This window comes from Pseudomonas sp. NFACC37-1 (assembly GCF_900101575.1).
GTDB classification, from domain to species: domain Bacteria; phylum Pseudomonadota; class Gammaproteobacteria; order Pseudomonadales; family Pseudomonadaceae; genus Aquipseudomonas; species Aquipseudomonas fluorescens_AA.
The window spans coordinates 33,011-44,108 of sequence record NZ_FMUZ01000024.1 but is presented as its reverse complement, the minus strand read 5'-3'; the positions used below and the strand labels follow the sequence as shown (position 1 = coordinate 44,108).

Below are 11,098 nucleotides of genomic sequence, written 5' to 3'. Positions count from 1 at the left end.
AGCAGCCCCTTTAATTGCCACCTGGGTGGGTCAGATCTATCCCATTTGCTTGTTTGGGGCTGCTTCGCAGCCCAGCGGGGATGAATCCCCTCGCCACAGGCACAGTATCAGTACTTGCGTCCTCCCCACCTCGCCCGCATAAACTGACCCTATGAATCTGCCCCTTGCAGCCGACCACGCCATGGCAGGCTTTCACCCCGCCGTTCGCGCCTGGTTCAGCCAGACCTTCCCGGCGGTCACGGCCGCCCAGGCCCGGGCGTGGCCGTTGATCGGCCAGCGTCGCTCGGTGCTGGTCGCGGCGCCCACCGGCTCGGGCAAGACCTTGACCGCATTTCTCGCGGTGCTCGATGACCTGGTGCACCGCGGCCTGGAACAAGGCGGCCTGCCGGACCAGACCCTGGTGGTCTACGTCTCGCCGCTCAAGGCCCTGAGCAACGATATCCAGATCAACCTGCAGAATCCCCTGGCCGGCATCACCGAGCAGTTGCAACGAATGGGCTTGCCACCCTTGCCGATCACCACCGCGGTACGCACCGGCGATACGCCGCAAAAAGACCGCTCGGCGATGCGCAAGACCGCGCCGCACATCCTGGTCACCACGCCCGAATCGCTCTACGTGCTGCTCGGCTCCGATTCCGGCCGGCAGATGCTCGCCAGCACCCGCACGGTGATCGTCGATGAAATCCACGCCATCGCCGCCAGCAAGCGCGGCAGCCACCTGGCCTTGAGCCTGGAGCGGCTGCAAGCCCTGTGCGCCGAACCCCTGATGCGCATCGGCCTGTCGGCCACGCAAAAGCCCATCGAAGCGGTGTCACGGTTTCTCGTCGGTGAAGGCCGCGCCTGTGAAATCGTCGACATCGGCCACGCCCGTCCCCGGGACCTGGACATCGAGGTGCCCCCGGTGCCGCTGTCGGCGGTGATGGCCAATGACGTGTGGGAGCTGGTCTACAACCGCCTCGCCGAGCTGGCCCGGGCGCATCGCACCACCCTGGTGTTCGTCAACACACGGCGCCTGGCCGAACGCCTCAGTCGTCATCTGAGCGAACGCCTGGGCAAGGACGCCGTGGCCGCCCACCACGGCAGTCTGGCGAAGGAGTTTCGCCTCGACGCCGAACAACGCCTCAAGCGCGGTGAACTGCAGGTACTGATCGCCACCGCCTCCCTGGAGCTGGGCATCGATATCGGCGATGTCGACCTGGTCTGCCAGATTGCCTCGCCCCGTTCGATCTCGGCGTTCCTGCAAAGAGTTGGACGTTCTGGCCACCAGGTCGGCGGCACGCCCAAGGGCCGTCTGTTCGCCACCACCCGCGACGACTTGATCGAATGCGCCGCCCTGCTCGATTGCGTGCGCCGTGGCGAACTCGACATCCTGCACATCCCCAAGGCGCCGCTGGATGTGCTGGCCCAGCAGATCGTCGCCGAAGTCAGTTGCCAGGAATGGCCGGAACAGGCGCTGTTGGAGACCTTCCGCCGCGCCTCGCCCTACGCCGAGCTGGACGAAGGGCATTACCAGGCGCTGCTGCAGATGCTCGCCGAAGGCCTCAATGGCCGCCAGGGCGTGCGCAGCGCCTACCTGCACCGCGACGCCGTGACCCGGACCCTGCGCGGGCGCCGGGGCAGCAAACTGACGGCGGTGACCAGCGGCGGCACCATTCCGGACAACGCCGACTACAGCGTGCTGCTCGAACCCCAGGGCCTGAACATCGGCAGCGTCAACGAAGACTTCGCGGTGGAGAGCATTGCCGGCGATGTGTTCCAACTGGGCAATACGTCTTACCGCATCATTCGCGTCGAGACCGGTCGCGTGCGGGTCGAGGACGCCCAGGGCCAACCGCCGACCATTCCGTTCTGGCTCGGCGAGGCCCCGGGGCGCAGCGACGAATTGTCTTTGGCCGTGGCGCGCCTGCAAGCCCGGCTCGACGACCTGCTCGGCGCCACGCCGGGCAACCTGCAACCGGCCCTCGACTGGCTGACCGGCACGTTACGCCTGAACCTCGCCAGCGCCGAACAATTGGTCGACTACCTGGCCCCGGCGCGCCTGGCCTTCGGCGCCCTGCCGTCCCAGGACACGCTGCTGATGGAGCGGTTTTTCGACGAGTCCGGCGGCACCCAACTGATCATCCACACGCCCTTCGGCAGCCGTATCAACCGCGCCTGGGGCCTGGCCTTGCGCAAACGCTTCTGCCGCACCTTCAACTTCGAATTGCAGGCCGCGGCCAGTGAAGACGCCATCGTGCTCTCGCTGTCCACCAGCCACAGCTTCGAACTGGACGAAGTCTGGCGCTACCTGAACAGTCACAGCGCCGAACAGATCCTGGTCCAGGCGGTGCTGGATGCACCGCTGTTCGGCGTGCGCTGGCGCTGGAACGCCGGCGTGGCCCTGGCCCTGCCGCGCTACACCGGCGGGCGCAAAGTCGCCCCGCAGATCCAGCGGATGAAAAGCGAAGACCTGATCGCCAGCGTGTTTCCGGACCAGATCGCCTGCCTGGAAAACCTCGCCGGTGAGCGGGAGATTCCCGATCACCCGCTGGTGGAACAGACCCTCGACGATTGCCTGCACGAGGCCATGGACAGCGAAGGTTGGCTGACGCTGTTGCGGCGCATGGAAGCGGGCCAGATTCGCCTGATCAGCCGCGACCTGCCGGCGCCCTCGCCGCTGGCGGCAGAAATCCTCAGCGCCCGTCCCTACACCTTTCTCGACGACGCGCCGCTGGAAGAACGGCGGACCCAGGCGGTGATCAACCGGCGCTGGAGCGATCCACAATCCACCGACGACCTGGGCGCGCTGGACGCCGAGGCCATCCAGTCGGTCCGGGACGAAGCCTGGCCGAACCCCACTAATCTCGATGAAATGCACGAAGCATTGATGAGCCTGGCCTGTATCGCCGACAGCGAGGCCAACGCCCACGCGTCGTGGCCGAATTGGTTGCAGGCGTTGGCCGCTGGCGGTCGCGCCAGCCATGTGCAGATCAGCGCCGAACGCGGCCTGTGGGTGGCGTTGGAGCGGCTGACCTGCCTGCAAGCGGTTTATCCACAGGCCCGATGGCAGCCATCGCTGACGCCCCTGGCCGGTTTCGATGAAGCCTGGGATGGCGACGAAGCCGTGGTGGAGCTACTCCGCGCCCGGCTCAGCGCCTTTGGCCCGCTGCCGTTGAAAGCCATCGCCTATCCGCTGGGATTATCGACACCGCAGGTCACCCAGGCCCTGGCGCTGCTCGAGCAGCAGGGTTACGTGCTGCGTGGCCGTTTCACGCCGGGCACCGGCCAGGAGGAATGGTGCGAGCGGCATTTGTTGGCGCGGATCCATCGCTACACGGTCAAGCGCCTGCGCCGGGAAATCGAGCCGGTGATGCTGCAGGACTTCATGCGCTTCCTGTTCGACTGGCAGCACCTGTCACCCGCCACCCAAGGCCGGGGCAGCGCCGTGCTGCCATCGATCATCAGCCAGTTCGAAGGCTACCCGGCTGCTGCCTCGGCCTGGGACAGCGATTTACTGCCGGCGCGGATCAAGGACTATTCGCCGAGTTGGCTCGATGAGTTGTGTCGCAGTGGCAAGCTGGTGTGGACGCGCTTGAGTGCTCGTCAGAAGCTCTCGGCCAGCGCCCTGCGCAGCACGCCGGTGGTGTTGCTGCCGCGCAGCCAGGTGGCGCTGTGGAGCAGCCTGGCCGAGCAAACCCCGGTCAGCGAACTGTCGCCCAAGACGCAGAAAGTCCATCAAGCCCTCAGCGAGCACGGCGCACTGTTTTTTGACGAACTGCTGCACGAAGCCCACCTGCTGCGCAGCGAACTGGAAATCGCCTTGCAGGAACTGGTGGGCGCCGGGTTGGTGAACGCCGACAGCTTCGCCGGCCTGCGCGCGCTGATCACCCCCGCCAGCAAACGCCAGGCCCGCAGCAGTCGGCGCGGGCGCGGCGCGTTTGTCGGCGGCATGGATGACGCCGGGCGCTGGGCCTTGTTGCGCCGCAGCCAACCCGCCCCCGTGGAAGGCAACCGCCCGGCGCCCACTGCGCCGGAGACCCTGGAACACATCGCCATGACCCTGCTGCGTCGTTACGGCGTGGTGTTCTGGCGCTTGCTGGAGCGGGAGGCCGAGTGGCTGCCGAGTTGGCGCGAGCTATTGCGCACTTTCCATCGCCTGGAAGCGCGGGGCGAGATTCGCGGCGGGCGGTTTGTCAGCGGCCTGGCGGGCGAACAGTTCGCCCTGCCCGAAGCGATTGCGTTGCTGCGCGAAACCCGCCGCCGCCCCACCGATGGCAGCTTGGTGGCGGTGTGCGGGGTCGACCCGCTGAACCTGGCCGGCACCTTGCTGCCGGGGGCGAAAGTGCCGGCGCTGGCGAGTAATCGGCTGGTGTATCGGGACGGGTTGCCGGTGGCGGCGCAGATTGCCGGCAAGCAGCATCTTTGGATGGAGTTGGATGCTCAAGGGATGGCTGAAATTCGCACTAAGCTGATTCAACACCTTTAGCCAGACACATGATCGTTCCCACGCTCTGCGTGGGAATGCAGCCAGGGACGCTCCGCGTCCCCAAGAAGCCGAACGCGGAGCGTCCGTAGCGGCGTTACCACGCAGAGCGTGGGAACGATCACTGTTGGGGCTGATTGGGCAACTCGCTCTCTTCCCTCGGCTCCTCCACCAACCGCCGCGGCAACATCACCTGCTGTGGATAAGTCTGCGCAAAGTGCACCGCCGGGTGGTTATCCACAAGCTTCTTCAACTGCTGGTTGAACGCTCGGCTCACCGCATATTGCCCACCCGACACGGTGCGGAACTGCGCCGTGAGCACCACGCCGTTGAGGTCCATCTTGTCCACGCCGAACACATCCAGCGGCCCTTGCAGGTTGAACTTGAGGAACGGGTCTTCGGCGATCGAACGCCCGGCTTCGCGAATCAGCTCGATGGCCTGGTCGACATCGGTGTCGTAAGTGAATTGCACGGAGAAAAACGCAAAGGCGAATTGCCGGGATTGGTTGGTCACCGCCTTGATCTGGCCGAACGGCACCGAGTGCACGAAACCCTTGCCGTCGCGCAGGCGCAGGGTGCGGATGGTCAGGCCTTCGACCGTGCCGGCGTGGCCCGAGCTGAGCACCACCCAGTCGCCGATGGACAGCGTGTCTTCAATGATGATGAACAGCCCGGTGATCACGTCCTGCACCAGTTGCTGCGAACCGAAACCGATCGCCAGCCCCACCACTCCGGCACCGGCCAGCAACGGTGCGACGTTGATGCCCAGGTTGGCCATGGTGGTGATTGCGCAAATCACCACCAGGATGATTTTCGCCGCGTTGCGCAACAGCGGCAGGATGGTCTTGACCCGGGTGCTGGGCTGGCGGGCCCCGCGCTTGTTCAGCGGCGGCTTCAAGGCTTCCTGGATCGCCGTGTCGAGCACCACCCACGTGAGCCAGGTCATCAGGAAGATCAGGCCGATGCGGCTCAAGGAATCGCTGATCGCCCGGCCTATGGCGTTGCGCGAGGCGAACTCGAACAGGGAAATGCCCCAGATCCGCCCAAGGACTTCAATGAATGCCACCGCCATGACGATCCGCAACAAAGCGTGCAACAGGCTCAACAGCCGCCCCTTGTAGGCGCTGTTGTGCTGGATGGCCTCGGCCTTGGGCGACTTGAAGACATGCTGGAGCACCGTGCTGAGAAACACCGTGGCAATCAGCAGGATGGTGGTGAACAGCGCGCAACGCAGGGCTTTCTGGTTGTCCTCGCCGACACCGATCAGGCTCACCGCCGACACCAGCACCATCAACAGGATCGGCCAATACCAGAGCCCGGAAAAAATCCGCAGCGACTCCTGCAAGGCCGGTTGTTTCAAGCGCTGGGCCAACGGGCGGTTGCGGATCAGGTGCGCCACCGGGCGGCGCATGCGGATCACCAGCCAGCCAAAGATCATCGACGCCGACAATCCGGTGAACACCGCGACGCTGCTGGTGATGTTGCCGCCCAGTTGCCGGGCGATCTGCGGGCTGGTCAAGGCATCGCTGAGGGCGGCGAGAAAGCCGATCAGAAACAACGGTCGGGGGCTGAAACGCCGGATCATCGCCACCGCCCGGCGTTTGTGGCCGGCGTTGAACATCACGATCACGCACAGCAGCACCGAGGTGGAGAAAATACCGCTGCTGGTGGCGTAGGCGAAGCACAGCGCCAGGGCGCGTCCGACCGAGACTTGCAGAAAGTGGCTGACATAGAGGGTCAGCGGCAGACAGATCAATGCCGCAGCGGTGTACGGCAACAGGTAACCGAGCAGGTCACGCAGGCGCCGGCGGGTGCGCAGCCAGCGCCGGTGGCCCAGATGCCGCAACAGCAGCCGCGCCGCGGACCAGATCAGCGCAAACGCGCCGAGCCAGACACTGGACAACAACAGGAAATCCCCCGCCACGCGCCAGGACGAACGGGATGTCTGGTCCACCAGCCGGTCCACCTCGTCCGCCGCCCGGTCCGCCCGCAGGCGCCAGGCATCCACCAGGCTTTGATTGAGATCGAGTTTGTCCTGGACGTCGTCGATGCTCGAACTGATGGCCCCCAATAAACCGCCCTGCACCAGCGGCGCAGGTTCGGCGGGCGGTTCATCGGGCGTGGTGGTGCCTGGGACAGCGGCGGTCCCGTAGGCGCTGGTGCCGGTCAGCGCCAGCAAGAACAGCAGCAATACAGTGCTCAATCGAGACAAAACGCGAGGCTCCTTCACACGGGATCGGTAAGGAACTGATCAATATTGGGCCGGCAAGTTCGCTCGCAAGGCCAATACTCTCCCTGTGGCGAGGGGATTTATCCCCGCTGGGCTGCGCAGCAACCCCCAACAAGCACATCAGGTGAATCTGACCCACCGAGCTGACGGTTTCTGGGACTGCTTCGCAGTCCAGCGGGGATAAATCCCCTCGCCACAGTATTTCAACGTCTGCTCCGCCGCCGGTAAGCCCATCGAAACTTTCCGGGCCGCGCAACAGTCATCAAAAGACACAGGCGGTACGAGGTCATTGGCACGGGAGGGATACATGACGGCGATCCACATTGGCATTTCCGGCTGGCGCTACACGCCTTGGCGGGGAGATTTCTACCCCAAGGGGCTGACCCAGAAACGGGAACTGCAATTTGCCTCGCGAGCGGTCAACAGTATCGAAATCAATGGATCGTTCTACGCCCTGCAACGCCCCGAACGGTATGCCCAGTGGTATGCCGAGACACCGCCCGGCTTCGTGTTCAGCGTCAAGGCCCCGCGCTTCATCACCCACATCAAGCGCCTGCGGGACATCCACAAGCCTTTGGCCAACTTCTTCGCCTCCGGCGTGCTGGAGCTCAAGGAGAAATTGGGGGCAATCCTCTGGCAGTTTCCACCCAGCTTCAAGTTCGACCCCGAGCTGTTCGAAGACTTCCTCAAGCAATTGCCCCACGACACCGAAGGCGCCGCAGCCCTGGCCCGGGAGCATGAGCCGCGCCTGGACGGCCACGCCAGCACCGAGACCGATAAAAAGCGGCCGCTGCGCCACGCCGTGGAAATCCGTCATGAGAGTTTTATCGATCCGCACTTCATCACGTTGCTCAAGCGCTACGACGTGGCCCTGGTGATCGCCGACACGGCCGGCAAATGGCCCTATCGTGAAGACGTCACCAGCGATTTCGTCTACCTGCGCCTGCACGGCGCCGAGGAGCTGTACGCCAGCGGCTACACCGACGAGGCGTTGAAGCGCTGGGGCGACCGGATCGAGGCCTGGAGCCACGGCAAGCAGCCGAGCGACGCGCACCTGATCGACCCGGACAAGAAACCCCGGGCACGCAAGAGCCGGGAAGTGTTCTGCTATTTCGACAACGACATCAAAGTCCGCGCGCCCTACGACGCACGCCATTTGCTGGAACGTTTCCACCTGGACAAGGGCCTCGCCACCGCGCCCGGCCAGCGACCGGCCGAAGGGGTGTTGCCATGAACCGTCCGCAAACCAGCGAAGCGACCTGCGAGCCGACCCAGCAAGGGGCTCAGGATCTCGACCGGGTCAGCCGTTTCACCGTGCTGACCGTCAACACCCACAAGGGCTTCACCGCCCTGAACCGGCGCTTCATCCTGCCCGAACTGCGCGAAGCGGTGCGCAGTGTGTCCGCCGACGTGGTGTTCCTGCAGGAAGTCCACGGCACCCACGAACACCATCCCCAGCGCTACAGCAACTGGCCGAGCATGCCGCAATACGAATTCCTCGCCGACACCCTCTGGCCACAGTTCGCCTATGGCCGCAACGCGGTGTACCCGGCAGGCGACCATGGCAATGCGTTGTTGTCGAAATTCCAGATCATCCGCCACGACAACCTGGACGTGTCCATCAGCGGCCATGAAAACCGCGGCATGCTCCACAGCGTGCTGCGCCTGCCGGGCGATGGGCCGGATGTGCATGCCATCTGCGTCCACTTGGGACTGCGCGAGGGTCATCGTGTCGAGCAACTCAAGCTGCTTCGCCAACGCTTGAGCGAACTGCCGGCCGATGCACCGGTGATCGTTGCCGGCGACTTCAACGATTGGCGCGGCAAAGCCAGTGAACTGCTCGAACCCTGCGGCCTGCGGGAAGTGTTCGCCGAGCAGTGGGGCAAGCCGGCCCGCAGCTTTCCGGCGCGCCTGCCGATCCTGCGCCTGGACCGCATCTACGTGCGCAACCTCAAGGCCCATCATCCCAAGGTGTTGAACGTACGACCCTGGTCGCACCTTTCCGACCATGCACCGCTGTCGGTGGAGATCGAATTATGAGCGCGACGATGGATAAGGCGACGGTGGAACAGGTCGACACGACGCCCACCGAACGCAACCCGGCGCTGGCCGATATCGAATACGGCTGGCACGGCAACAATCGCGTCACGCTGCTGGAAAACGGCGAGGCGTACTTCCCCAGGGTCTTCGAGGCCATTCGCCGGGCCGAAACAGAAATCCTGCTTGAGACCTTCATTCTGTTCGAGGACAAGGTCGGCTACGAACTGCGGGACCTGCTGGTGGAAGCCGCCCAGCGTGGCGTGCGCATCACCGTCAGCCTCGATGGCTTCGGCTGCGGTGAGTTGACTACCGCTTTCCTGGCCTCGTTGAGCGACGCCGGGGTGCGCTTGCAGATGTTCGACCCGGCCCCCCGGCACTTGGGGATCCGCACCAACTGGTTCCGCCGCCTGCACCGCAAGATCGTGGTGGTGGACGGGGTGATTGCGTTCATCGGCGGGATCAACTTTTCCGCCGACCACCTGGGGGATTTCGGCCCCGAGGCCAAGCAGGATTACTCCGTGGAGGTCAAAGGCCCGGCGGTGGTGGATATCCATCACTTCGCGCTATTGCAGAGCGGTCGGCCGGCCCGGGCCAAATACTGGTGGCAACGCCGCCGCAGCCGTCGCAACGAACTGGCCTTCAGCGACCATGACGGCCAGGTGCGCCTGGTCTACCGGGATAACCACGAGCATCAGACCGACATCGAAGAGGTCTACCTGCAAGTGCTGCGCAGTGCCCAGCGGCGGGTGGTGATCGCCAACGCCTATTTCTTCCCCGGCTACCGGTTGCTGCGCGAGATCCGCAACGCTGCCCGGCGCGGCGTGGAGGTGCGGCTGATCCTGCAAGGGCAACCGGACATGATGATCGCCAAGCTCGCGGCGCGGATGCTCTACAGCTACCTGCTCAAGGCCGGCGTGGTGATCTACGAATACTGCGAGCGGCCGTTGCACGGCAAAGTCGCCTTGGTGGATGAAGACTGGAGCACGGTGGGTTCAAGCAATCTCGACCCGCTGAGCCTGTCGCTGAACCTGGAAGCCAACGTGCTGATCCGCGACCGGACGTTCAACCGCGAGCTGTTCGAGCGCCTCGACTACCTGAGCCGCGAACACTGCACGGTCATGCCCGAAAACCATGCGCCGCGGGGCCTGCTGTGGCGCATGACCATCGGCTTCATGGTGTTCCACTTTTTGCGCCATTTCCCGGCCTGGGCCGGCTGGCTGCCGGCCCATAAACCGCGTCTGAAACCTTTTTCACCGCCGACGGCGGTCCGGAGCGAACCCCATGAACCACTCTGAAGCGCACACCGCGCCGAGAGACGCCCATGCGCCGGAACAGGCCAAACCCAAAACCCGCTGGAGCCGGTGGAAAAGACCGCTGACCCTGGCGCTTTTCCTGCTGTTGATCGTGCTCTTCACCGCCCTGGCCCGGCGCATCGATTGGTCCGAGGTGTTCGCCACCCTGGCCGATTTCAAGGTGCGCACCTTGATCATCGCCGCTGCGCTGACCATCACCAGCTTCATCACCTATGCCTGCTTCGATCTGATCGGACGCACCTACATCCGCCAGAAACTCGGTTGGCGGCAGATTTTGCCGGTGGGGGTGATCAGTTATGCCTTCAATCTCAACCTCAGCGCCTGGGTAGGCGGTATCGCCATGCGCTATCGCCTGTATTCGCGGCTGGGCGTCAGCAGCGGGAACATCGCCAAGATCCTCGGCCTGAGCCTGGCCACCAACTGGTTCGGCTACATGACCCTGGCCGGGGTGGTGTTCAGCAGCGGCCTGGTGACCATGCCGCCGGGCTGGAAACTCAGCAGCGATGCGTTGCAAGGCGTGGGCGTGCTGTTGTTGCTGGCGAGTGCCGGATACCTGGCGGCCTGCCGGTTTTCCAAGCGGCGGGCCTGGACCGTGCGCGGCATGGAAATCAACCTGCCGTCGCTGCGCATGGCGGTGCTGCAACTGGCGTTGGGCGCGCTGAACTGGTCGTTGATGGCGGCGGTGATTTTCACCTTGTTGCCCAGCAAGCTGGATTACCCGATGGTGCTCGGGGTGTTGCTGATCAGCAGCATTGCCGGGGTCATCACTCACATTCCGGCGGGGCTTGGGGTGTTGGAGGCGGTGTTCGTTGCCCTGCTGCAACATGAGGTGTCGCGGGGCAGCCTGCTGGCGGGGCTGATCGCTTACCGGGCGATCTATTTCATCCTGCCGTTGCTGATTACCGTGGTGATGTACTTGGTGATCGAGGCGAAGGCCAAGGCGTTGCGGGTCAAGCCTGGGGTCAAGCGCTGAGTCTCAGATTGATAAGTTGCCTGGACTGGCCTCTTCGTGGGCAAGCCCGCTCCCACAGAGGTTGTGTCGTACCATGAGTC

At 64.5% G+C, this 11,098-nt stretch carries 6 protein-coding genes; 5 read left to right on the top strand and 1 reads right to left on the bottom strand.

From position 1 onward, the window contains the following. Nucleotides 1-151 precede the first annotated feature (151 nt). Nucleotides 152-4,465 carry a DEAD/DEAH box helicase gene (locus BLP82_RS21690; protein WP_092172765.1) on the top strand — a complete coding sequence of 1,438 codons (4,314 nt, stop codon included), beginning with the start codon at nt 152-154 and terminating at the stop codon, nt 4,463-4,465. Nucleotides 4,466-4,583: 118 nt separating this feature from the next. Here BLP82_RS21690 and BLP82_RS21685 read toward each other — a convergent pair whose 3' ends face one another. Beyond that, on the bottom strand, nt 4,584-6,674 hold the full coding sequence (locus BLP82_RS21685; protein ID WP_092172762.1) for a mechanosensitive ion channel family protein: 2,091 nt from the start codon (nt 6,672-6,674) through the stop codon (nt 4,584-4,586). Between the two features lie 325 nt (nt 6,675-6,999). Here BLP82_RS21685 and BLP82_RS21680 point away from each other — a divergent pair, with 325 nt between their 5' ends. From BLP82_RS21680 to BLP82_RS21665, 4 genes are read left to right on the top strand one after another with little or no spacing between them, the layout of a single operon-like run. Next, complete coding sequence (locus BLP82_RS21680; protein ID WP_092172759.1) at nt 7,000-7,926, top strand: DUF72 domain-containing protein; 927 nt, start codon at nt 7,000-7,002, stop codon at nt 7,924-7,926. Further along, the gene (locus BLP82_RS21675; RefSeq protein WP_092172756.1) at nt 7,923-8,732 is read left to right on the top strand and encodes an endonuclease/exonuclease/phosphatase family protein; all 810 of its coding nucleotides are present in this window, start codon (nt 7,923-7,925) and stop codon (nt 8,730-8,732) included. Before BLP82_RS21680 ends, BLP82_RS21675 begins: the two co-directional genes overlap by 4 nt. Then, nucleotides 8,729-10,027, top strand: coding sequence for a cardiolipin synthase ClsB (gene clsB / locus BLP82_RS21670; RefSeq protein WP_092172753.1), 1,299 nt, complete (start codon nt 8,729-8,731; stop codon nt 10,025-10,027). The genes BLP82_RS21675 and clsB overlap by 4 nt, the downstream gene beginning before the upstream one ends. After that, nucleotides 10,014-11,018 carry a lysylphosphatidylglycerol synthase domain-containing protein gene (locus BLP82_RS21665; RefSeq protein ID WP_092172750.1) on the top strand — a complete coding sequence of 335 codons (1,005 nt, stop codon included), beginning with the start codon at nt 10,014-10,016 and terminating at the stop codon, nt 11,016-11,018. Before clsB ends, BLP82_RS21665 begins: the two co-directional genes overlap by 14 nt. Nucleotides 11,019-11,098: the final 80 nt, after the last annotated feature.

Excerpts from the sequence above, each read along its gene's own strand:
- BLP82_RS21690 (WP_092172765.1), top strand. The coding sequence starts at position 152 with ATGAATCTGCCCCTTGCAGCCGACCACGCCATGGCAGGCTTTCACCCC.
- BLP82_RS21680 (WP_092172759.1), top strand. The coding sequence starts at position 7,000 with ATGACGGCGATCCACATTGGCATTTCCGGCTGGCGCTACACGCCTTGG.
- BLP82_RS21675 (WP_092172756.1), top strand. The coding sequence starts at position 7,923 with ATGAACCGTCCGCAAACCAGCGAAGCGACCTGCGAGCCGACCCAGCAA.
- clsB (WP_092172753.1), top strand. The coding sequence starts at position 8,729 with ATGAGCGCGACGATGGATAAGGCGACGGTGGAACAGGTCGACACGACG.
- BLP82_RS21665 (WP_092172750.1), top strand. The coding sequence starts at position 10,014 with ATGAACCACTCTGAAGCGCACACCGCGCCGAGAGACGCCCATGCGCCG.